This is a genomic window from Mesorhizobium sp. WSM3224, assembly GCF_000427725.1.
Taxonomy (GTDB): Bacteria; Pseudomonadota; Alphaproteobacteria; order Rhizobiales; family Rhizobiaceae; genus Mesorhizobium.
This window is the reverse complement of the sequence record NZ_ATYO01000003.1, coordinates 321,875-344,235: the sequence shown is the minus strand read 5'-3', so window position 1 is coordinate 344,235 and position 22,361 is coordinate 321,875. Positions and strand designations below refer to the sequence as shown.

The following is a 22,361-nucleotide window of genomic DNA, read 5'->3' as shown; positions in this document are numbered from 1 at the left end:
TGGAGAAGGCAGCGTGATCGAAACGTGAAAAAGGCAGCTTGGAAGAGATAGCGGTTGAATTAGCAGGGGCTAAGCGAAAGAATTGCCCAGAACCGTGGCCGGGGCGCAATCCGATGATCGGGCCTCATCTTTATCTTTTGGGCGGATTCGACTTTGCCGGTAACGGAGCCGCGGCTCCGGCCTTCGGCCGCAAGGCACGGGCAATAATGGCTTATCTCGCTCTGCAAGCGGGACAGCCACAGTCGCGCGAGAAGCTTGCCGCACTACTGTGGAGCCTCAGTGGCGAAACGCAGGCCCGGATGAGCCTGAGGCAAGCCGTTTCAGCCATCCGAAAGGCCATGCACAAGTGCGGAAGTGAACGGTTCCTGACAGAAGGCGCCGGCATCGCGCTGCGTCTCGACGATTTCGATTTCGACGTCGCCCGCTTCGAGGCGCTGGCGGCTGGCTCCTCGCCTGGAGAGCTCGAGCAGGCGCTTGTCGTCTACCGCGGTGACCTGCTCGACGGTCTCGGCTTGAAAGAGGGGCCGTTCGAGGATTGGCTTCGGATCGAACGCGAGCGCCTGAGAACGATCGCGGTCGCCGCATTGGACAGGCTGGTCGCGCACTACAGCACCTCGAACGACCTTTCGTCCTGTGCGCGCACGGCCGCGCGACTGCTCGTCATGGAACCCCTGCGCGAGGATACCCACCGGGCTCTGATGCGAGTCTATGCCGCGCAGGGCCGCATCAATTTCGCGCTTAAGCAGTATGAGCTCTGCCGCGACGTGCTGCAGCGAGACCTCGCGCTGCTGCCCGACCCGGAAACGCGTCAACTGTATGAGACGCTGAGAGCACGCCGGATGCACACATTGCCCCGCCCGAAGCGTCCGGCTGCGATCGCCGAGCCCGCGGCCGGTTCCGTGACAAATGCCGACGGGGGTCTTTCCGGCGGGGAGCCGATGCCGCCGGCCATACACTACGTCAAATCGGCAGGGATCAACATTGCCTATCAGGTGACCGGCGACGGCCCGATCGACGTCCTCTATGTGCCGGGCTGGGTCTCCAATCTCGACATTGCCTGGGATTCACCACGGTTCGCGCATGTGCTGAAACGGCTCGGCGCGTTCTCGCGCTTGATCCGCCTTGACAAGCGCGGCACCGGCTTGTCCGACCGCAATGTCGGCCTGCCGACGCTGGAAGAGCGCATGGAAGATGTTCGCGCGGTGCTGGACGCAGCCGGCTCCACCCGAGCGGTGCTGTTTGGCAGCTCGGAGGGTGGACCGATGTGTATGCTCTTCGCCGCCACCTATCCCGAGCGCACAGCCGCGCTGGTTCTCACCGGAGCCTACGCCAGGGGCACGTGGTCGAAGGACTATCCCTGGGCGAGAACCGTTGCGCAGGTGGATGACGACGTGGCCGCCGTCGAGAGGCAATGGGGCAAGCCCGCCGACATGAGCAACGCAGCGCCCAGCCTGACGGAAGACTTGGTCGAACGTGAGTGGTTTGCGGCCTACCTCCGAAATTCGGCCTCGCCCGCGGACGCGATTGCGCTCTGGCGCTGGGGCACCGAAGTCGACGTTCGCGACATCCTGCCCGCGATCGGGGTCCCGACCCTGGTGGTGCAAAGGACGGGGGACCGCTGGGTACGGCCGGAGGAAGGGCGTTACCTGGCAACGCATATCAAAGGCGCCAGATACGTCGAACTGGCCGGCGGAGACCACGTGATCTGGGGCGAAGACTGCGACCGCCTGATCGAGGAGATACGAAGCTTCGTCACCGGCCTAGGATCGACATCGCGAAAGGCCATTTCGACACCCACCAGATAAGCGCTGGCACGTGTAGGCGGAACGGCCGATCTCCCCCTCACGGGCGGAGATTGGCAGCTTCGGCGACGGCTCCGACAAGAAGCCTAGCCCTCAAAACATAAACGCCGCCGTGGCCGGGTCTGGCCCCGTCCGGGCGTCAGCGGAATCCATCCCACGGATGGTCTGCATGTCCTCGGTATCCAGCTCGAAATCGAAGACATCGAAATTGCCGGCGATGCGCTCCTGATGGATCGACTTCGGGATCACCACCAGCCCTTCCTGCAGGTGCCAGCGGATGATGATTTGAGCCACCGACTTGCCGTGCTTGCTGGCGATCTTTTCCAGCGTCGGGTCGGCCAGCAGCCGGCCGCTGCCCAGTGGGCTCCAGCTTTCGATCTTGATGTCGTGCTTGGCGTGGAACTCGCGCTTGTCGCGCTGCTGGAAGCGTGGGTGCAATTCGATCTGGTTGACGACGGGCGTGACACCCGTCTCGCCGATGATGCGCTCCAGATGGTCCTGGTTGAAGTTCGAGACACCGACCGACTTGATGCGGCCGCCCTCCTGCAGTTCGACCAGCGTCTTCCAGGCCTCGACATATTTGTCCTGGCTGGGCACCGGCCAGTGGATGAGGAAGAGGTCGATCCCGTCGATGCCGAGCTTTTGCATCGTGTCGTCGAAGGAGCGAAGCGCCGCATCGCGCTGGTGGCCGCCGTTGCGAAGCTTCGAGGTGATAAACAGCTCGGATCGCGGCACGCCGGCGGCGCGGATCGCCTCGCCCACGCCTTCCTCGTTGCGATAGCCCTCGGCGGTGTCTATCAGCCGGTAGCCGGCCTCGATACCCCAACGCACCACCTTGGCCGTGATGTCCGGATCGACCTGCCATACGCCGAGCCCGATCTGCGGAATGGTTGAGCCGTCGTTCAATTTGAGCTGTTCCGGCATGAATCGTTCCTTCTGCACGGTGGGTTGGCCACGCCTATGTAGTTTCCAGATTTGGAATGACGAGTTGATGCACGGAAAAAAGGGCGACGTCGTAGTCGTCGGGCCCCTCGTCCATCAGCAATCGCTAATTGACAGATCTACGGAAAAGGCGCTGGTTGGCTGGCGGTGGATCGCAACAAGGCGGTCGATTTGGCCTGCCGGCGTCACCTCGGGAGGATTTCATGCCAACTGTCATCGGCCACCACAACATCACAAAAGGCGCCAAGCACTGGCTTACGTCACCGAAGCGCAAGGAGATATTCGGCGCGCTCGGCATAACCAACATCCGCACCTTCGTCGATCCGAAGAATCGTGACCGGGTGGCGGTGATGATGGACGTTCCGGATATGGATAAGCTTGCGACCCTGATGCAGAGCAAGGCAGCCGTCGATGCCATGGAATTCGACGGCGTGGTACCTGAATCGCTGGTCATCCTGGTTGAAGAGAAGGGCTAGGCGCCCTGAGAAATTAGCGGGAGATTTTTCGTAGAGCGCCGTCCCTACTGGTTCTTTGCCCCGAACCTCAGCCCATCCATCAGCAGCTTCACCAGCCGTCCCGAGCGCTCGCGCCAGTCCGGCGTGTTGGGGGCGGAGTAGATGCCGCCCAGCGCGTGCATGACATCGGAGGCGTCGACATCGGCGCGGATTTTTCCCGAGGCGGCGGCGGCCTCGATCAGGCTTCGCATGGCGCCGGAGACGCGGCCCGATGTGTCGGAGAACAGCGTGGAATTGGTGGTGAGCAAAAGCCGCAGGCTGGTGGCGAGGCCGCGCTTGGTGGCGATGTAGTCGACGAAGCGCTGCATCCAAAGCTCCAGCGCGACATCGGCCGGATGCTCGCGCACCAGGTCCTCGGCGGCATGGCAGAGCCCTTCCACCTCGCGCCGGTAGACCACCTCGACCAGATGCTCGCGCGTGGGGAAATGCCGGTAGAGCGTGCCGATGCCGACCCCTGCCCGCTTGGCGATCTCCTCCAGCGAGGCGTCGACGCCGTCGGCGGCGAACGCCTGCGCGGCCACCTCGACCAGCTTGTCGCGGTTGCGCTGCGCATCGGCGCGCATCGGCTTTGGCGCTGGCGTATCACGCGTCGCTTCGGCGGTCGTCTGGGGGTCCGGCACTTTTTTCTCCACTGAACGCAATATGGGGGGTTGAACCATGACTGGCCAGACCCCAGTTAAATAAACGGAGGCACCTCCGCTTTAGTGGAGTGCTTTTATCATATAACCAGGGGAAGCGGTATGTCACGTGTTGAAGGACGGAAAGCTTGCCTTGGCCGCTGGAGAAGGGTCGGGGCGGTGACGCTGCCAATCTCCCCCTTTCGGGGGATCAGTCTCGCCGCCGCCGGCGCCCTCCTTCAAGCCTCACCCTTGCCCCTCTCCTCCCAAGCCCCATTTCCATCCGCCTAGCGTCCAGCAATTGGAGCCCGACGCCATGAATGACCAAGTCACCATCAGTCCAACCACTCTCTCCGTCCACCTCACCCTCAACGGCCGCGACCATTCCCTTGACATCGAGCCGCGCGTCACCCTGCTCGATGCGCTGCGCGACCGGCTGCACCTCACCGGCACCAAGAAGGGCTGCGACCAGGGCCAGTGCGGCGCCTGCACCGTGCATGTCGACGGCGAGCGCGTGCTGGCCTGCCTGACGCTGGCCGCCCAGGTCGAGGGCCGCTCGATCACCACGATCGAGGGGCTGGCCGATGAGGACGGCACACTCAACGTCGTGCAGGCCGCTTTCCTCGAGCAGGACGCCTTCCAGTGCGGCTATTGCACGCCGGGCCAGATCATGTCGGCGGTGGCCTGCATCCGCGAGGGACATGCCGGCTCCGACGAGGAAATCCGCGAATACATGGCAGGCAATCTCTGCCGCTGCGGCGCCTATCCGCACATCGTCGCCGCCGTCCGCCAGGCCGCACAGGAGCTCCGCTCATGAGAGATTTTGCTTACCTCCGCGCCGACAGCGTGGAAGCCGCGCGCAACGCGGCTGCCCTTCCCGGCGCCATGCTGCTGGCCGGCGGCACGACGCTGGTCGACCTCGCCAAATGCGGCGTCGCCGAACCAGCAACCGTCATCGACATCAGCCATATCGAGGGGCTCAGCGCCATCAATGTAACCAGCGACCGCGCCGTCATCGGCGCGCTCGCCAAGATGAGCCATGTCGCCGACAATGCAGAGGTGAAGAGCTTGTTTCCGGCCGTGTCGGAAGCGCTCTGGCAGGCGGCGTCGGCGCAGCTTCGCAACATGGCGACCATCGGCGGCAACCTGATGCAGCGCACGCGCTGCCCCTATTTCCGCGATCCGCAAAACTTCCCGGCCTGTAACAAGCGCGCGCCCGGCAGCGGCTGCTCGGCGATCGGCGGCGTGACGCGCGGCCATGCCGTGCTCGGCACCAGCGAAGCCTGCATCGCCACCTATCCGGGCGACCTCGCCGTTGCGCTGGTCGCCTTCGACGCCGAGGTCGATCTCGGCGAGCGCAAGCTCAGGGTCGAGGACTTCTTCCTCGCCCCCGGCGCCACCGCCGAGCAGGAGCACGACATCCGCCCCGGCGAGGTGATCACGGCCATCGAGATCCCCGGCTCGGCCGCGGCCAGACGCTCGACCTACATCAAGGTGCGCGACCGCCAGTCCTATGAATTCGCGGCGGCAAGCGCAGCGATAGGGCTGGAGCTCGAAGGCGACGGCCGCACCATCCGCGACATCCGCGTCGCGCTCGGCGGCGTCGCCACGAAACCGTGGCGGGCGCGGGCCGTCGAAGACGCGCTCAAAGGCAAGGCGCTCGACGAGAACACGGTCCGCAAGGCGAGCGAGCTCGCCATGGAGGGCGCCGTCGACCATGGCGCCAACCACTACAAGATTGCGCTCGGCCCCCGTGTCGTCGCGCGCGCCATCCTCAAATTGGGAGAGACGGCATGACCGTTCATGACATGAAACATGCAGCGTCCGACAGCGCGCGGCTCGAAGCGGTCGGCGGACGGCTGTCGCGCGTCGACGGCCCGGCCAAGATCACCGGCGCGGCGCACTACGCCGTCGAGCAGCAGCTCGAAGGGCTCACGCATGCGGTGCTGGTCGGCGCGACCATCGCCGCCGGCAAGGTGACCGCCATCGACACGCGCGCTGCCGAAACCGCGCCCGGCGTGCTCGCCGTACTGACGCCCGATACCATCACGGAATTGAAAGGCGCGTCGGACTGGTTCGGCAACCCGCCGGGCGTGCAAACCTACTGCCCGCTCGTGCGCGAGGTCACGTTTTCCGGCCAGCATGTCGCGGCGGTGGTGGCCGAGACTTTCGAGCAGGCGGTGGCGGCGGCAGCACTTGTCAAGGTCTGGTATGACGAGACGCCGGCCATCGTCGACCTCAGCGACGGCAAGGCCGGCGACGGCATCCCGATCGACGCCATGACCAAGGAATGGGGCGACGCGCAAGCCGCCTTCGCCGAAGCGCCGGCGCGCATCTGCACGGCCTACAACACGCCGCGCGAATTCCAGGCGGCGATGGAGCCGCACGGGTTGATCGCGCGCTGGCAAGGCGACGAGCTCACCATCTGGGAGCCCAGCCAGTGGCTGGACGGCATGGCGCGCACCTATGCCGAGTGGTTTTCCGTGCCGTTCGAGAATGTGCGGCTGGTCTCGCCCTATATCGGTGGCGGCTTCGGCTCCAAGGCTTTGGCGCTTGCGCACAGCGCGGTGGCGGCCGCGGCGGCCAAGATGCTCGACCGGCCGGTGAAGCTGGTGCTCAACCGGCCGCAGAATTTCACCTCCTATGGCGGCCGCGCCGCGACGCGGCAGACCGTCGCGATCGGCGCTGACCGCGAGGGCCGCATCCAGTCGATCGTACATCGCGGCGTCAACGAGACGGCGGTCGACGGCATGTGGGTCGAGCCGCTCGGCTCCGTCACCTCGATCATGTACGCCACGCCCAATTTCTCCTCGAAGCAGAATGTCGTGCGGGTCAACACCGTGGTGCCGGGGGCCAAGCGCGCGCCGGGCGAGAACCCGAGCGCCTTCGGCATCGAGAGCGCCATCGACGAGCTCGCTTATGAGCTTGGGCTGGATCCGCTGGAGATGCGGCTGATCAACTATGCCGAACAGGACCCGCATGCGAAAAAGCCGTGGTCGACGCGGCAGCTGCGCGAAGCTTTTGCGGCGGGCGCGGACGCCTTCGGCTGGGCGAAGCGCTCGCCCCAGCCGCGCTCGATGCGCGACGGCCACCAGCTTATCGGCTGGGGTGTGGCGGCCGGCACCTATCCGGTGCGGCGCGCGCATGGCGAGGCGGTGGTGAAGATACTGGCCGACGGTTCGGTCGAGGTCGAAAGCTCCTCCATCGACATGGGCCAGGGCACCTACACGATCCTAGCGCAGACCGCCGCCGAAACGCTCGGCGTGCCGGTGGAGCAGGTCTCGGTCAAGCTTGGCGACTCCCACTTCGCCCGCGCCGGCGTCACCGGCGGCTCGCGGCTTGCCGGCGTCATGACCGGCGCCGTCTACAAGGCCGCCGGCCAGGCGCTTGACGAGCTGATCGGGCTGGCGCTTTCCGATCCGCGTTCTCCGTTCCAGAAGCTGCAGGCGAACACGCTGCAAGTGCGAGACGGCCGCATCGCCTCGCCGCGCGGCGAAGGGCCGGAGCTGTCGATCGCCGAGCTGATGAGCGCGCTTGGCCGCGATCATATCGAGGCCAAGGGCGACACCCTGCCGGCAAACACGACGCCGGAGGAGCGCTACAAGAACTACACCACGATAGCCATGTCGATCCCGCACACCGAGGGCGACTGGTCGCGCCATTCCTGGTGCGCGCATTTCGTCGAGGTCAGGGTCGATGAGGATTTCGGCACGGTGCGTGTGTCGCGCGTGGTGTCGGCGCTGGATTCCGGCCGGCTCTACAACCCCAAGCTGGCGGAGAGCCAGTGGAAGGGCGGCATCATCATGGGCATCGGCCAGGCGCTGCTCGAAGAAGGCATCGTCGACCGCCGCCACGGCCGCATCGTCAACGGCAATTTCGCCGATTACATGCTGCCGACCAATGCCGACATCCCAGATATCCAGACGATCTCGGTCGGCATTCCCGACCCGCATTCCTCCGCCCTTGGGGGCAAGGGCGTTGGCGAGCTGGCGATCGTCGGCATCGCGCCGGCGATCGCCAACGCGGTGTTCCATGCGACGGGCAAGCGGGTCAGGGATTTGCCGATCACACTGGAGAAGTTGATATAGGGCGGCGCTGGGACTGCTGATCTCCCCCCTTGGGGGGAGATTGGCTGCTCGCCCGCTTTCGCCAGTCCCCCGGCCCGGGGTTTACCAGAGAGTGCAGATCAGAACTTGTAGCTCAGGCCGAACCGTAGATCGTGTGACTTGAGATCGAGATTCGAAACCGTGCCAGGACCAAAAAGCGGCACCGACATATCCTTTTTGCCAAAGTCGGTATAGCGGTATTCGACGCGGGCGATCCACTTGTCGGTGAAAGCGTGCTCGACGCCGGCCCCGACCGTCCAGCCAAGATAGGTTTCGTCGTGGATTGGGATTGAACCGCTGTTGGCGATCACCGTCACTTCATATTTGGCGGCGGCCACGCCTGCCGTGATGTAAGGCAAGGTCCGATCGAAGGCATAGCCGGCCCGCAGCCGCGCGGAGCCCGACCACTTGACTTCGCCTTTGAGCAGCGCCCCGGCACCGGTGAAGGTGTCCAACCCATCTGCATTGCTGTACGCAATGTCGGCCTCGGCGCCGAGCACGAAGCCGTTCGCCAATTCCTGGTTGGCGCCGATATGGACGCCGCCAATAAAACCGCTCGGATCGAGAGGAACGTTGACGTCGGTGCCGCCAACGCCCGCACCGGCGATGAAGAGATTGGATTTTCCGGCGACGTAGCCGAAATGAACGCCGGCATAGAGGCCGGACCAGTCGTAGGCGGCGACAGGCGAGCTCTCACCGATGTCGGCCGCGGACGCAATGCCGGCAGGCGCGAGAATGATGGCTGTCGCGAGAAGTATTGATTTCATTGTCAATTTGCTGCCCCAGAAATGTTGCGTTCCCCGCCGCGGAAATGCTTCGCGGAGATCCAGCTGTTGTCGACGCCCCGGTGTTGCATTGTCCGACGCCTCGCGTCTTGGGCTGGGTCGCAACGGAATTGTCCTGGAACGCACCCCCGCACTTTCCCGGTCGGTGTGGCCGATCAGCCGCAGCTAACCGGCGCGCCGCGGATTTGGCGGGACTAAGAGCAATTCCAGGAAAAGTGTGAGCGGTTAAGTTCGGCGTCTTCGCCGTAATTTTCCGTCCGGAATTGCGACAAAACAAAGAGATAGAGTGGTTCGCCGTTTCCGTGAAACGGTGAAACGCTCTAACGGAGTGACGCTACGCGATCACTCTTGAGACGGCGCGGCGCCAATGGGACGCAATGGGGCGCCCATGTCCGAAATGAGTTTGACGAGATCGGCCTGGCGCCGCGTGCCGGTTTTGGCGAAGATCCGGTTGAGATGGGTCTTCAGGGTGTTGTCGCCGATGCCGAGCGACACCGCGCTCCTGGGCGCGGACAAGCCGCTGCCGATCCTGAGCAGGACGCGCGCCTCCGCCGGCGTCAGGTCGAACAGCGTGGTGAGAACGGCCTCCGGCAGTGGCGAGGCGGACGTCGTGGTCGACACGAAGACAGCGGCACGAGCGGGCCGGAAAGCCGCCCGCGCGGTTCCTTCGGTCAACGGCAGTATATAAGCGACAGCGGGCGGCTGGCCCGGGGCCGAAATGGGCAGGCCTATGCCGCGCGAGCCAAGCGAAGCATCCGCGCTCGCCGCACTGGCGATCGCTTCCTGCAGGGCGAGGACCACCGCCGGGTTCTGCGCCTGGAGCAGGCCGTGCCTGGAAAGAATGGGGCCTTGCGCCGAAAGCATCTGTTGGGCAGCTCCATTGGCATGGAGGATTGCTCCGTTGGCGCCAGTCAGCACGACAGGCACGGCCAGATGGTCGAGCGCCTGGCGATAAAGACTGGCGGTTACGCGAGCCTGATCGAGCAGATCTCCAATCAGGGAGGCGCGGCGCAGATGCGGCGAGAGCAATGCCATGAAACGCTGCTCCTCGACCGATATGATCTCCCGGTCGGCTCGCGTGGTGCAACCCATGAGGCCGATCCGGTCCGGTGTATGAACGAATTTGATGATGCAGCCTTCACGCAATCCTTGCGGCTTGGCCCAATTCTGGAAGAAAGGCGTCTGCTGGAGTTCGGCTTCGCTCATATGCGACAGCGTCGCGACGGGCGTGTCGATATCGCCGACGACCGCGGCCTTCAGCCCGGGAATCGCATCGAAGTCATAATCCTCCTGGAGCACGCGCATTTGCATGGGATCCCAGGGGGATTGGGCCGCGAACCGGCCATGATTGTCGGCGGTGCTGGCAAGCGCGATGGTGGTATAGGCCGCGTCGATAGCCTTTGTGATCCGGGTCATTACCCCGGCCCAGCCTTCCGGGTTCAAAACGCAATCATAGATGTCGCCGATAATCGAACCAAGAACTTCGCTGCCCAGCCTCTCCACCACGCCTCCTGTCTCCTGCACGCCCGGTCTCGCTGGATTCCGCGGCGTCATACTTTTGGGTGACGCCACGCGTGGTTGAACTCGATTAAAGATCGATCACCTGAACGCCAGGCAGTCAATGTCGCTGGTTATTCTTGGAATGGAAAGCATCGCGCTCACATATTAGAAGTCGCGAATGTTTATCGGGGGTAAGCTATTGTCACGGAAGACGGTGTTTTCATCGGCTGATTTGCCGGAGCATCTTGGCGAGCGCGATCGATTTTCCCTCTGGCAGGATATCCACGTCGCCGAGATCTGGTCGGTCGAATACGGCATATCGGAAAATCTGCCTTTCGAAGCGGCAATCGAGGCCACGGCCGTCGGATCGCTGGTGCTTGGCCGGATGGCCGGGACGATCAAGCATGCGACGAGGAAGGCAAGCAACATCGCCGATGACGGCAATGACGGATATTTGCTGCTGATCAACAGCGCCGACACCGTGCTGACCGGGGCGCAGGCCGGCCGCGAGTACAGCGTCGGCCGGGGAGAAGCAGCCCTGGTCACCGCGGCGGAAGCGCTGAAAATGACCGGTGCCGACCAAAACCTGTGGACGAACGTCGTCGTCCCGCGCGCGATCCTCACCCAGGCCTTCCCACAGATCGATGACAGGCTGGCGTTGAAGATCGGCGCCGAAAACGAAGCCCTCGATCTTCTCAAACGCTATTGCCAGTTGCTTGAGAGCGGTTGCCCCCTCGCCTCGCCCGACCTGATAACCCACGCCACGGAAACGATCGTCGATCTGATCGGCCTGGTGACCGGCGCGAAAGGCCAGGTTGCCGAATTGGCCGGGCTGCGAGGCCTGCGGGCGGCAAGACTGCAGGCGGTGCTGGCGAAGATCTCGGGCGATTTCGCCAACCCCGGCATCTCCGCGCAAGGCGTCGCAAAGGAACTCGGCCTGTCGGCGCGCTATGTTCACGATCTCCTTCAGGAGACAGGCATCAGCTTTTCCGAGCGCGTTCTCGAACTGCGCCTGCAGAGCGCGCACAGGATGCTCTCGCAGAGGCACAATGGCGCTATGCGCGTCAGCGAAATTGCGCTGACAATTGGATTCAGCGACGTGTCCTACTTCAATCGCTGCTTCCGCCGGCGCTTCGGCTGCACGCCAACGAGCGCGAGATAGCCGATCACCCTGGAGAAGGTCGCGTAGGAAAGAAAATCGCGCGAGGCATCTGCGCTGCCCGCCCTCCGCGGCAGCCGCGCTGCAGCCACGGAGGGTGGACCGGTCATCTTCCCTCAAGGGGCCTGTCCACCTCCGCCTCGCCAATCTTCTGCTGCCATGGCTTCAGCTCTTCCTACCAATCCAACCCGAACACCAGCTTGCCGAAATGCAGGCCGCCGGCGGCCATGTGGGTGTAGGCTTCGGTCGCTTCATCTTGCGAAAACACCTTGTCGACGACCGGCTCGATCCTGGCAGCGCCGATGGCGCGGGCGGCGTCGCGCAGATCTGAGACCGATCCAGTGTTATTGCCAACCACCTTCAGCGCCTTGATGATGATCGGCAGCAGGTTGACGCTCGCCTCGGCACCGGTGACGAAGCCGATGGTGAACAGCGTGCCGCCGGGCGCGGTGGCGTTGACGGAGCGGGCGAAGGTGGCTGTGCCGCCGGTCTCGACGACGAGGTCGGCGCCGAGGCCGTCGGTCAGTTCCAGCACCTTGCCGTCCCAGTCCGGCGTCGCGCGGTAATTGATCAGGTGGTCGGCGCCGAGCGCCTTGGCGCGCTCGAGCTTCTCGTCCGAAGACGAAGTGATAATGACGGTGGCCCCGGCCGCCTTGGCGAGCTGCAGCGTGAAGATCGAGACGCCGCCTGTGCCGAGCAGCACGACGACCGAGCCCGGGCCGACATCGGCGGCGCGGATGGCGTTCCAGGCAGTGGTGCCGGCGATGGGCAGGGTCGAAGCCGCCTCGAAGGAGAGATGCGCCGGGACGGGCACGACCGAATTGGCCGGCAGCGCGGCATATTCGGCAAGCGAACCGGGCAACGAGACGCCGCGCATCTGCCTCATCTCGTAAGGCCGCGGCCGACCGCCGATCCAATGTGGCTTGGCATGGGCGACGACACGGTCCCCGACAGCCAAATTCGCAACGCCCTCGCCCAGAGCGACGATCTCGCCGGCACCGTCAGCGACGGGAACGAGCGGAAAGACCGGTCCGGGGTAGTTGCCGCTCGCAACCGCGACATCGACGAAATTGAGGCTCGCCGCACGCTGGCGGATCAACACTTCGCCGCGTTGCGGTTCGGGCGTGGCGACGCTGGCGGCGCGGAAGGCGTCGAGCCTTGGCTGGCTGAGTTCGATGGCTTTCATGTGTTCACTCCATGGGTGGTCGATTGCCGATTGAGCGAACCTAGCTGCTGCGCTATTCTTCGATAATCGTTGGACTTTGCATTTTAGTATTGCAAATTATGCAGCAATCCCATGAGCCCTCCGCCCTTGCCGAAATGGCGGCTTTCGCGGCCATCGCCGAGGCGCGCTCCTTCACCAGGGCGGCGGCGCGGGTCGGGCGCGACGCGACTATCCTGTCGCGCCGCCTGCTGTCGCTGGAAGAGCGGTTGGGGGTGCGTCTGCTCCACCGCACAACGCGCAGCGTGTCGCTGACCGAGGCGGGCGCGGAGTTCCTATTGCGCGTGCGCGCTATCCTCGCCTTGGTCGACGAGGCGGAAGCGGCCGCCGCCGCGCATGCCTGCGGCCGGCCGCGTGGGCTGCTCCGGCTGGCGCTGCCCGGCACGTTCGGGCGCATGTGGATAGCCCCGTTCCTGCCGCAGTTCCTTGCTGAGTTCCCGGATGTGCGCATCGAGGCCGAGTTCTCCAACCGCTTTGCCGACCTGGTCGCCGAGAATTTCGACGTCGCCGTACGGCTGGGCAGCTTGGAGGATTCGCGCCTTGTAGCGCGCAAGGTGGCGACGCGGCGGCGGCTGCTCTGCGCCGCGCCCTCCTACCTGGCCCAAAGAGGCAGACCGGAGACGCCGCAGGCGCTGCTCGAACATTCCTGCCTGGGCTTCACAGGCTTCCAGACGTTTCCGGCCTGGGAAATGACCGACCGCGAAGGCCGGCGCGCGCGTGTCGAGGTTTCGGGGCCGCTGGTCAGCGACGACGCCGAGGTGCTGGTCGAGGCCGCCGTGCAAGGCCTCGGCCTGATGATGAGCACCGACTGGCTGGTCGGGCGCGAGCTCGCCGACGGAAGGCTGGTGCCGATCCTGGAGGACTGGACGCTGGCCGACGAGGGCGCGGTCTATGTCGTCATGCCCTCAGCCAAGGGCCAGGCCGCCAAAACCCGTGCCATCGCCGACTGGATCGGCAAACGATTTTCGCCCGAGCCGCCATGGCGGCGGTAGATTTGCCGATCGCAGAAGAAATAGCGACGGCCTTATCTCCTCCTTGTGGGCCCACCTGGGGAGATTGCGCACTCGCCGGCTTTCGCCAATTTCGGTATGATCGAGCCATCACAAGGGGGCGATCATGAAATGCGTATCGACAGCAATCATCGTGGCACTGCTCGCCACCCTCCCCGCCCATGCCGCTTCCTGTGCGTGGTCCGCCAAGATGGAGGAGGACGAGGGCGGCAGCGTGATGACGGCATCGGTCTGCGGCGGGCCGAGGGGTGATGCCCATCTGATGCTGGCCTGCTTCGACAAGCCGGTGCTGAGCTATGATCTCGGCGCCGCGGGCGGGCAGCTCGAACCCGGTATCAGCGGCTCCTTCACCTTCAAGGCCGGCGACAAGAGCTTGACGAAGAAGCTGGAGCTCGAGGCGATGTATAATTACTTCACCGCCGAGCTTTCCGGCCCGACCGACCCTTTGCTGGCACTGCTGCACGGCAAGGGCGACGTTGCGGTGTCAGCCGACAAATATGGCGAGGCCAGCTTTCCGCTGAAAGGCTCTGGTGCCGCGATCGGCAAGGTGCTGGCCGAGTGCGGCAAGGGGTCGGGTGGCGAGGCGGATTGAAACCGCCCGCTATTGAGGAACAGGGGTAATGCTCACTTGCCCTGCGCCTTCATGAACTGCCCAAGCAGATCGACCGGCAGCGGGAACACCACCGTGGACGAGCGTTCGCCGGCGATGTCGTGCAGGGCTTCGAAATAGCGCAGCTGCATGGCCTGCGGCTCCTCGGCCAGCATCTTGCCCGCCTCGACCAGCTTCGCCGCTGCCTGCTGCTCGCCGTCGGCGTTGATCACCTTGGCGCGGCGCAGCCGCTCGGCTTCGGCCTGCTTGGCGATGGCGCGGACCATGCTCTCGTTGAGGTCGACATGCTTGATCTCCACATTGGAGACCTTGATGCCCCAGGCATCGGTGCGCTGGTCGAGGATCTCCTGGATGTCGCTGTTGAGCTTGTCGCGCTCGGCCAGCATCTCGTCGAGCTCGTGCTTGCCGAGCACCGAGCGCAGCGTGGTCTGCGCCAGCTGGTTGGTGGCGGCCATGAAATCCTCGACCTGGATGATCGCGCGCTCGGCATCGACGATGCGAAAATAGAGCACGGCGTTGACCTTCACCGAGACGTTGTCGCGCGAGATGACGTCCTGCGGAGGCACGTCCTGCACCACCACGCGCAGGTCCACCCGCACCATCTGCTGGATGAAGGGCACGAGGATGATCAGGCCGGGGCCTTTGACCCCGGTGAAGCGGCCCAGCGTGAAGACCACGCCGCGCTGATATTCCCTCAGGATGCGGATAGCCGCCGACAGGAACATGATCACCACAAGCGCAAGGATCAGATAGGCGACATAAGCGACTGTCATTGTTTTGCTCCGTCGTTTCCTGCCCCGTCGTTTCCGGCGTCGCGCCGGCGCACCGTCAGCACGAGGTCGTTGACGGCGGTCACCTCCGCGCGATCTCCCGGCGCGATCGGGTCATCGGCCTTTGCCCGCCAGCGTTCGCCGAGCGCCAGCACATGCCCCTCGCCGCCTTGCCAGTCGAGGATCTGCACGGGCAAGCCGCGCATCGCCTCGCCGCCGATGCGCGGCGGATTGCGTCGCGCCGCCCAGAGGTAGCTGCCGGCAAGCAGCGCGAGCCCCAGCGTCAGCGCCGCGGCGGGACCGATGACCGCCCAGGATATGGCGAAGCCCGGACCCTCGACCTTGAGAAGCATGGCTGCGCCGAGCAGGAAGGCGGCCACGCCGCCGAGCCCCAGCACGACGGTTGGATTGAAGGCCTCGACGATGAGGAAGGCGACGCCGAGCAGCATCAGGGCGAGCCCAGTATAGTTGATCGGCAATAGATCGAGCGCATAGAGGGCGAGCACGAGGCAGATGCCGCCGATGACGCCCGGAGCCACCGCGCCGGGGCTCGTGACCTCGAAGACGATGCCGTAGAAGCCGACGAGCATCAGCAGGACGGCGACGTTCGGATCGGTGATGACAGCGAGAAGCCGGATGAACCAGCCGGGATCCAGCGTCTCGACCTGCAGACCCTTGGTCGCCAGCACCTCTTTCTTGCCGGCCACGTCGACGGTGCGGCCATCGGCCAGCTGCAACAGCTCGGCCGTGTCGCGGGCGACGAAGTCGATGACGTGCTCCTGCAGAGCGGCACTCGCCGACAGGCTCGCCGCCTGGCGCACGGCCTTCTCGCCCCAGTCGCCGTTGCGGCCGCGCAGCTCGGCGAGCGAGCGAATGAGCGCCACCGCGTCATTAGTTACCTTGGCCATCATCGCGTCGCCGGCCCCGCCGCTGTCCTTCCCGTCCTTCTCACCGCCGGGAAGCGAGGGCAGCCCGCCGAATTCGACTGGCGTCGCCGCGCCAAGATTGGTGCCGGGCGCCATCGCCGCGACATGGGTGGCGTAGAGGATATAGGTTCCGGCGCTCGCCGCATGACCGCCCGCCGGCGCGACATAGCCGATCACGGGAACGCGAGAGGCCAGGATATCGGCGATCATCTCGCGCATCGAGGTGACCAGGCCGCCGGGCGTGTCGAGCTGCAGGATGAGCACTTCGGCATTGCGCTCAGCCGCCGCCTTGAGCGCCTCCTTCAGCTGGCGCGCGCTCGCCGGACCGATGGCGCCGTCGATCGAAATGCTGACGGCTACCCTCTCCGTCGCCGTTCCGGCCGAGGAGAAGGGGAAAAGAACCGCGACGGCCACGAAGGCCGCTGCCAGAAGGGCCACCCGCGCGAGTCTCACGCTCAAAGCTCCTTCGATACAATATGGGGTTGTGCCGGGCGAAGTCCAACGAGCTGCCGATCCCGACCGGCCTGGTGGACAGCCTCAACCCCGCGGCGGCCCTGGTTCAGGCCGGCGCGCGGAAAAAGCGCGGCGTAGGAAACCAGCTTGTGCAGGGAATTATGGAGACAGAACGCGCCCGGCTCGTGCTTCATTCCGCACGAGCCGAGCCGTGGACATCAGTAGTCGGAGCCACCCTCGATAATGACTGGACGATGATGGTGCCGGTGCCCGATCGAACCCGTGACGATCACGGTGTCCGGACGGCGGTGATGGCGATGGCGCCAGGCGCGCTCGCCGTTGTCGTAGAAGGCGACCGTGCCGTGATGGCGGTGATGCAGGCGATGGCCCTCGTCGTTGATAATGACGGCGGGGCGGTGGTGGTAATAATGCCTGTGGTGCGTCCTGATGACGACATCGGCCTCGGCCGCGGAAGCGACAGCGGGTGCGGCGACGCAGAGCGCCAAGGCAGCAAGAAGCACTGTTTTCATTGCTCTATTCCTAATTCCTGCATTATCCCTTCGCCGGGTAAACCGTTGCCTGCCGCTTTGGTTCCGGCCTGGCTTTGCGTCCCGGCGCGGGATCGCGGCAGGAGAAGCTTGGCCGACAAGGAAGAACGGAATGGGTGAGGCCGGTGCCACAGTGGGTGGGGGTTCGTGGGGTAGCTGGGGCACCGGCCGAAGGCGGAATGGACACCGCCGCCAGACAAAGACTAAGCTTTGCGGGCGGCGGCGAAATTACGCGATCGCGGAAGTGCTATGCGGGGCGCTTTGCCGGCAGGCTGAGGACGGCCAACAGAACTGCCACCAGCACCAATCCCGCCGCTATAGCGAAGGTGAAGCGCATGCCCTGCGCGACGGCCTCGGCCGCCGCGCCGGCGACATCGCTCGACCCCACCGCGAAGGCGAACACCGCGCCCATCACCGCCGTGCCGGTGACGAGGCCGAGATTGCGCGACAGGCTGAGCATGCCCGACACCACGCCGCGCTCGCTGCCGTCGACATCGGCCATGACGGCGGTGTTGTTAGCGGCCTGGAAGAGCTGGTAGCCCGGCGTCAGCAGGATGATTGCCACCGCGTAGCCGGCGACGCCGAAGAGGCCCGGCAGAAGGCCAAGCGCGGCGCAGCCGGCGACCATCAGCACCAGGCCGGCGATGACCATCGATGCCGCGCCGAGGCGGTCGACGGCGCGCCCGGCAATGACGCCGCAGAACGCCGAGACCACAGGCCCGATCGACAGCACCGCCCCGGTCGCCGCTTCGCCCAGGCCCAGCGCGCGCGACAGGAAGAATGGACCGACGACGAGCGTGGCCATCATCACCGTCGACACCAGCACGTTCATGGCGAGGCTCGGCGCCAGCACCGGGTCGCGCAACAGCGTGAGCTTGACCAGCGGCGACGCCACCTTGGCCTCCACGACGACGAACAGCGCCGCGCCGGCCCCGGCCATGCCGAGCAGCGCCACGTTCAGCCCGCCGAAATGACCGCGCCCCATAGTCATGGCCAGCGCATAGGCGGCGAGCGTGGCGGCGAGCAGCAGCGTGCCCAGCGTATCGTAGCGCGCGCCTCCCCTCGCCTCGCGCTTGCCGCCGCCCGGCGTGCGGACGATGCTCGCCGCTGGGCTGACGATGCTCGCCGCTTGGTCACCCGGCAGGAAGCGCCAGGCTGCAAGCACGGCGACGACGCCGAGCGCGGCGCTGACGAGGAAGATCGAGCGCCAGCCGAGAACGGCGATCAGCAGGCCGCCAAGCGAGGGTCCGAGCGCCGTGCCGATCGCCGACATGGTGCCGAGCAGGCCCATGGCGCTGCCAGTGCGCTCTTTCGGCACCGTCTCGCCGACGAAGGCTATCGTCAGCGCCATCATCACCGCCGCGCCCAGGCCTTGCACGGCGCGCGCGGCGATCAGCAGCGCGAGCGACGGGGCCAAGGCTGCGGCCAGCGAGGCGGCGCTGAACAGCGCGAGGCCGGCGATCAGCAAGAGCCGCCGGCCAACGAGATCGCCGAGACGCCCGACGCTGACGATCAGCGTCGTGATGGCCAGCAGATAGGCAAGCACCACCCATTGCACCGCCGGAAAGGACGCGGCGAAGGCCACGCTCAGCGTCGGCAGCGCGACATTGGCGATGCTGGTGCTGAGCGAGGAGATGAGCATGGCCAGAGACAGGCTGGCCAGCGCGCCCGCCGTCGAATGGCGTGCGGGCGCGGCGCGGGGTTCGGCGATGTCGGCCATGATTTCTTCTCCGTCGGCTGATTTTCCGGGGAAGATAAGCGTGTGGCTGACATGGCGGAAGACGCAGCATTTGCACTTTACCCGTGCATGAAACGCCATATCCCTTCGACGTATCCGTGCTATGGTCACGCCATGTCGCGGCCCGATCTCAACCTGCTCGTCACGCTGGACGTGCTGCTTGCCGAAGGCAGCGTCGCCAAGGCCGCGCGGCGCCTGAAGCTTAGCCCCTCGGCGATGAGCCGGGCGCTGGCGAGGCTGCGCGAGACGACCGGCGATCCGCTTCTGGTGCGCGCCGGGCGCGGCCTGGTGCCGACACCGCGCGCCGTCGAGCTCGGCGCGCAAGTCGGCCGTCTGGTGAAGGAGGCGCAAGCGCTGCTGCGGCCCGCCGAGCGGCTCGAGCTCGCGCGGCTCACGCGCAGCTTCGCCTTGCGCAACAGCGACGGTTTCGTCGAGAATTTCGGCCCGGCGCTGCTTGCCCGCGTGGCTGAGCAAGCGCCGGGCGTGCAATTGCGCTTCGTGCCCAAGCCCGACAAGGACAGCGGCCCGATGCGCGAGGGCGCGGTCGATCTCGAGACCGGCGTGGTCGGCGGCTCGACCGGGCCGGAGGTGCGAACGCAGGCGCTGTTTCGCGACCGCTTCGTCGGCGTCGTGCGGGCCGGCCATCCCTTGAGCGAAGGCCGCATCACCGCCGCCCGCTTCGCCGCCGGCCGCCACATCTTGATCTCACGCCGCGGTCTCGACCGCGGCCCGGTGGATGACGCGCTGGAGCTCGTCGGGCTGACGCGGAAGGTCGCGGCCGTGGTCGGTGGCTTTGCCGAGGCGCTGGCGCTGGCGCGCGGCTCCGACCTCATCGCCACCGTGCCGGAGCGCTATACCGGCACGTTGCGCGAGGGCTTGCTCACCTTCCCGCTGCCGGTGAAGCTCGCCGCGCTGACGATCTCGCTCCTGTGGCACCCGAGGCTCGATGCCGATCCGGCGCATCGCTGGCTGCGCGGGCTGGTGAAAGAGGTGTGTGGGGGTTCCTCACCCACTTGAACCGGTGAGGAACCCAAGACCATGCCGCCTCGCAGCGCGGAACCAACCGCGCGTTGCAGGCGGTATCCCTGGAATATTAGGTATCACTAACATATACCATCGCACGCAAACCGCGTCCGTCATGGAACAAGCGGCATGGTCAGCGCGTTGCCGGGCGCCTGTGAAACAGCCGGAGGGCTCACTTGAGCGAATTCAGGAAATTCACCTGCCCCCGGTGCCTGGGTGCCGGCAAGGTGTTCGAGTGTGAAAAGCAGGTGGCGTCGAACGGCGCATGCTGTCCCCCTGGGGTGTTGCGCGACAATTGCCCGGGTCAACGGGTTTCCTGCAAGGCCTGCAACGGAACCGGCCTGCGCGGCTACAGCGCGCCCTCCATTTTGCAGGACTGAGCCGCCGTCCGGCCTTGCCGATCACGGTATTTGCGGCTGGCAACCTTGCTACACATTCTGAACTTCTAATATAAACGCCTCCACGCGAGAAACGAAACGGCGGAGCGCTCCGGGAGGCGCGCATGAAAACCTATCGCGTCGAGGAAATAGACGGCGAAACCGTAGTCGCGGTCCATTCAGTCGAAGCAAAGACGCCTTTCGAGGCGGCTGAGGAGGCGCTTGGCCTGAAGGTGACCTTGCGTGCCGGCGCCGCCAGGTGGGTCCGCGTCATCGACCTCACCGAGCGGCCGAGGCCGGCAAGGCTGCGGCCAGCGACGTTTGAATTCAAGGCGATCGGGCAAAGGAAATAGGAGGCCGCTTTTGCTCTGTGGCAATTGCGGACGGAAATCTGCTCTAGGTGCTGGCGCCACCCATCAGCGCGGCGACCAGTGTCGCCAGGAAGACAAGCAACCCCAATGCGACCCGATCCAGCCATGATCGCCGTCTGGCAAGAACCTTGAACAACAGATTGGCCATCGCAACTTCCCCCTTCGATGCATTCTATCACGTCTTTGATGAGAACATCATGAAACTGCTCACAGAAGCGTCCGGCGCCGCTTAAAGAGGCAGTCAACTGTTGCCGAGCGCCAATGCTGCATGCCGAAATACGCCCAAAAAAAGTCGGGGTGGAAGAGAGATGTCGGCCGGCGAAACAGCTGCCTATTCAAGCAGATACGCATATATCTCCGGCCGAGCCTCCGAGACATTGGAAAGCCCGGAATTCCGCCATTTCGCGATCTTTCGCCACGACTTCGGCATGGTTGAAAAGCGCGCGGCGGGCACGAAAGGCGGCCAATTAGGCGCCTCCGGGCAACCCGCAGGCGGCGTTGACAGGAAACCGCGCCAATGGCACTCCGCAACCACTGGTCACGCCATGACCGTTGCTGTTGGGGACGGACGGGGTTTCAGCAGCTTGGCGGCGGCGCCGGACGGGCGGGCACCTGCGCAGTGTACCGCCCGCTCCTGGCCGGTCTGACTCTCAGCTTTAAAACAGCTTGCTTAAAAACATCCGGCACCGGCCGCGATGAACTTTACGACGGCCGCGATCACCCCGCGTGCTGCAGCCAATGGCGGTCGAACACGTCGAGGATGGCGCGGAACTCGGACGGGGGGATCTGGTTGACGCCGCCGTCGCTGTCGGCGCTGAGGAATTGGCCGAGTTGGCTGTCGATTGCTTCCGGGTGCTCCATGACGATGCCGAGACTTGCCAGGTCGGCGGCGATCGAGATGCCGGGCGGCAGGGGCCCGCCCCATTGTTCGGCGGCGGGCGCGCGCAGGCGCACCAACAGGATCCTGGTGAGCGAGGGCTGCGCTTCCGGGGCGAAGATGGCGGTGCCGACCATATAGCCGCCGAGCACACTCACCGGCTGCGTATGCGGGAACAGGCAAAGGAAGGACTGCGCCTCGCCGCCCACCTCCTTCAGATGCAGATAGAGACTGCGCTTTGTCGGCGTGACCGGCCCGGAGAGCTGCAACTGCCCACTCGGCAATGTCTCGCGATATATGGCGGTGAAGGCATGCGCACCCGGCCCCGCCTCGATCGCCAGGCGGCCCCTGATGAGCTGGCCGCGATAATAGGGCGACCAGGCGCTAGTGTACCAGGCATAGGTCCCGGCGAGCGCCAGTCCGATGCCTTTGTCGTCATGCCCGGGCGAGGCAGCGGACTGCGCGTGGGCGCGGCGTTCGAGCTCCGCCACGCCGATGCCGTGGCGGGCCGCGATGGCGGCCGCGAAGCTCGGCAGATCGCTCTCGGCGATCCAGGCGCCGGGCTGCTCGAGGCGCAGCACTTTCGCCCAATCGTCGTAGACGCTTTGCTCGCGAGGCTGAGCCCGGCCCTGCAGCCATTTGTCGGCGCGGCCAAGGTCGAATGCGGTCCTGGGATTGACGGCGCGGAACGCTGCCGCGAGATCCTTGCGGGTCACAGTGCCGAGCAAGGCCGATGTCAGCCGCAGTTTCTGCGCGATATGCTGTGCCATCGAACCGCCCCCTCGGAACCCGTGCCCTCCGTGGAATCCAGTCTGCCCATGACCGGCTGCCCGCCGGCACGGCGCCGACTCGGGATGATACGTATCGCCGCCATGGTTCGCGCCGGACTTTCGTCGCCGCCATACGTCCGGCGTTCCAATCTTCCACGGGCCGATATTCGTGGAATTCCAGAGAATTCCACGCCCTTCCACATTGCTGGCCTTTGCCATCCGCCTGTCGACGCTAAGCTC

Annotated in this window: 22 protein-coding genes; 11 read left to right on the top strand and 11 right to left on the bottom strand. The window is 65.4% G+C overall.

Going from position 1 to position 22,361, the window contains the following annotated elements; all coding sequences use genetic code 11:
• Positions 1-38: 38 nt before the first annotated feature.
• A complete protein-coding gene (locus YU3_RS38620; RefSeq protein WP_245273457.1) occupies positions 39-1,805 on the top strand; it encodes an alpha/beta hydrolase in 1,767 nt (588 codons plus the stop codon).
• Positions 1,806-1,895: 90 nt separating this feature from the next.
• On the opposite strand, the gene YU3_RS0108620 is transcribed toward YU3_RS38620, so the two are convergent.
• A complete protein-coding gene (locus YU3_RS0108620) occupies positions 1,896-2,726 on the bottom strand; it encodes an aldo/keto reductase (RefSeq protein ID WP_027165853.1) in 831 nt (276 codons plus the stop codon).
• A 221-nt stretch (positions 2,727-2,947) separates the two neighbouring features.
• On the opposite strand from YU3_RS0108620, the gene YU3_RS0108615 reads away from it, so the two are divergent.
• Positions 2,948-3,220 carry a hypothetical protein gene (locus YU3_RS0108615; protein WP_027165852.1) on the top strand — a complete coding sequence of 91 codons (273 nt, stop codon included), beginning with the start codon at positions 2,948-2,950 and terminating at the stop codon, positions 3,218-3,220.
• A 44-nt stretch (positions 3,221-3,264) separates the two neighbouring features.
• Here the strand turns inward: YU3_RS0108615 and YU3_RS0108610 are convergent, their stop codons facing one another.
• The gene (locus YU3_RS0108610; RefSeq protein ID WP_051333897.1) at positions 3,265-3,822 is read right to left on the bottom strand and encodes a TetR/AcrR family transcriptional regulator; all 558 of its coding nucleotides are present in this window, start codon (positions 3,820-3,822) and stop codon (positions 3,265-3,267) included.
• A gap of 370 nt (positions 3,823-4,192) precedes the next feature.
• Between YU3_RS0108610 and YU3_RS0108605 the strand changes: the two genes are divergently transcribed.
• The 3 genes from YU3_RS0108605 to YU3_RS0108595 are packed head-to-tail and all read left to right on the top strand — an operon-like array spanning position 4,193 to position 7,964.
• On the top strand, positions 4,193-4,693 hold the full coding sequence (locus YU3_RS0108605) for a (2Fe-2S)-binding protein (protein ID WP_084507998.1): 501 nt from the start codon (positions 4,193-4,195) through the stop codon (positions 4,691-4,693).
• Positions 4,690-5,673: a xanthine dehydrogenase family protein subunit M gene (locus YU3_RS0108600; protein ID WP_027165849.1), complete on the top strand. Its 984-nt coding sequence runs from the start codon at positions 4,690-4,692 to the stop codon at positions 5,671-5,673. Before YU3_RS0108605 ends, YU3_RS0108600 begins: the two co-directional genes overlap by 4 nt.
• Positions 5,670-7,964 (top strand): xanthine dehydrogenase family protein molybdopterin-binding subunit, encoded by a 2,295-nt coding sequence (locus YU3_RS0108595; protein ID WP_027165848.1) that lies wholly within the window; start codon positions 5,670-5,672, stop codon positions 7,962-7,964. The genes YU3_RS0108600 and YU3_RS0108595 overlap by 4 nt, the downstream gene beginning before the upstream one ends.
• A 98-nt stretch (positions 7,965-8,062) precedes the next feature.
• On the opposite strand, the gene YU3_RS0108590 is transcribed toward YU3_RS0108595, so the two are convergent.
• On the bottom strand, positions 8,063-8,872 hold the full coding sequence (locus tag YU3_RS0108590) for an outer membrane protein (RefSeq protein ID WP_245273456.1): 810 nt from the start codon (positions 8,870-8,872) through the stop codon (positions 8,063-8,065).
• Positions 8,873-9,109: 237 nt separating this feature from the next.
• Complete coding sequence (locus YU3_RS0108585) at positions 9,110-10,291, bottom strand: helix-turn-helix transcriptional regulator (RefSeq protein WP_245273455.1); 1,182 nt, start codon at positions 10,289-10,291, stop codon at positions 9,110-9,112.
• A gap of 175 nt (positions 10,292-10,466) precedes the next feature.
• Here YU3_RS0108585 and YU3_RS0108580 point away from each other — a divergent pair, with 175 nt between their 5' ends.
• Positions 10,467-11,429 (top strand): AraC family transcriptional regulator, encoded by a 963-nt coding sequence (locus YU3_RS0108580; protein WP_027165845.1) that lies wholly within the window; start codon positions 10,467-10,469, stop codon positions 11,427-11,429.
• A 172-nt stretch (positions 11,430-11,601) separates the two neighbouring features.
• Here the strand turns inward: YU3_RS0108580 and YU3_RS0108575 are convergent, their stop codons facing one another.
• Complete coding sequence (locus tag YU3_RS0108575; protein ID WP_027165844.1) at positions 11,602-12,612, bottom strand: NAD(P)-dependent alcohol dehydrogenase; 1,011 nt, start codon at positions 12,610-12,612, stop codon at positions 11,602-11,604.
• A gap of 98 nt (positions 12,613-12,710) precedes the next feature.
• Here YU3_RS0108575 and YU3_RS0108570 point away from each other — a divergent pair, with 98 nt between their 5' ends.
• Positions 12,711-13,640: a LysR family transcriptional regulator gene (locus YU3_RS0108570; protein ID WP_027165843.1), complete on the top strand. Its 930-nt coding sequence runs from the start codon at positions 12,711-12,713 to the stop codon at positions 13,638-13,640.
• A 124-nt stretch (positions 13,641-13,764) separates the two neighbouring features.
• Complete coding sequence (locus YU3_RS0108565) at positions 13,765-14,250, top strand: hypothetical protein (RefSeq protein WP_245273454.1); 486 nt, start codon at positions 13,765-13,767, stop codon at positions 14,248-14,250.
• A gap of 32 nt (positions 14,251-14,282) precedes the next feature.
• On the opposite strand, the gene YU3_RS0108560 is transcribed toward YU3_RS0108565, so the two are convergent.
• The 4 genes from YU3_RS0108560 to YU3_RS0108545 all read right to left on the bottom strand — a co-directional run bounded on the left by YU3_RS0108560 (position 14,283) and on the right by YU3_RS0108545 (position 18,685).
• Complete coding sequence (locus YU3_RS0108560) at positions 14,283-15,041, bottom strand: slipin family protein (protein WP_027165841.1); 759 nt, start codon at positions 15,039-15,041, stop codon at positions 14,283-14,285.
• On the bottom strand, positions 15,038-16,417 hold the full coding sequence (locus YU3_RS0108555; RefSeq protein ID WP_027165840.1) for a nodulation protein NfeD: 1,380 nt from the start codon (positions 16,415-16,417) through the stop codon (positions 15,038-15,040). Before YU3_RS0108555 ends, YU3_RS0108560 begins: the two co-directional genes overlap by 4 nt.
• A 218-nt stretch (positions 16,418-16,635) precedes the next feature.
• Entirely contained in the window at positions 16,636-16,947 is a 312-nt protein-coding gene (locus tag YU3_RS0108550) for a hypothetical protein (protein ID WP_027165839.1), read from the bottom strand.
• A 265-nt stretch (positions 16,948-17,212) separates the two neighbouring features.
• Positions 17,213-18,685: an MFS transporter gene (locus YU3_RS0108545; RefSeq protein WP_036258103.1), complete on the bottom strand. Its 1,473-nt coding sequence runs from the start codon at positions 18,683-18,685 to the stop codon at positions 17,213-17,215.
• A gap of 132 nt (positions 18,686-18,817) precedes the next feature.
• On the opposite strand from YU3_RS0108545, the gene YU3_RS0108540 reads away from it, so the two are divergent.
• The 3 genes from YU3_RS0108540 to YU3_RS0108535 all read left to right on the top strand — a co-directional run bounded on the left by YU3_RS0108540 (position 18,818) and on the right by YU3_RS0108535 (position 20,456).
• Entirely contained in the window at positions 18,818-19,720 is a 903-nt protein-coding gene (locus YU3_RS0108540) for a LysR family transcriptional regulator (RefSeq protein ID WP_027165837.1), read from the top strand.
• A gap of 182 nt (positions 19,721-19,902) precedes the next feature.
• Positions 19,903-20,106, top strand: a complete 204-nt coding sequence (locus tag YU3_RS40480) for a hypothetical protein (protein WP_156913422.1) — start codon at positions 19,903-19,905, stop codon at positions 20,104-20,106.
• Between the two features lie 122 nt (positions 20,107-20,228).
• Positions 20,229-20,456 carry a hypothetical protein gene (locus YU3_RS0108535; RefSeq protein WP_027165836.1) on the top strand — a complete coding sequence of 76 codons (228 nt, stop codon included), beginning with the start codon at positions 20,229-20,231 and terminating at the stop codon, positions 20,454-20,456.
• Between the two features lie 43 nt (positions 20,457-20,499).
• On the opposite strand, the gene YU3_RS42100 is transcribed toward YU3_RS0108535, so the two are convergent.
• Both YU3_RS42100 and YU3_RS0108520 read right to left on the bottom strand, forming a co-directional pair.
• Positions 20,500-20,622 (bottom strand): hypothetical protein, encoded by a 123-nt coding sequence (locus YU3_RS42100; RefSeq protein ID WP_280795578.1) that lies wholly within the window; start codon positions 20,620-20,622, stop codon positions 20,500-20,502.
• 569 nt (positions 20,623-21,191) lie between these two features.
• Complete coding sequence (locus YU3_RS0108520; protein WP_027165834.1) at positions 21,192-22,121, bottom strand: hypothetical protein; 930 nt, start codon at positions 22,119-22,121, stop codon at positions 21,192-21,194.
• Positions 22,122-22,361: the final 240 nt, after the last annotated feature.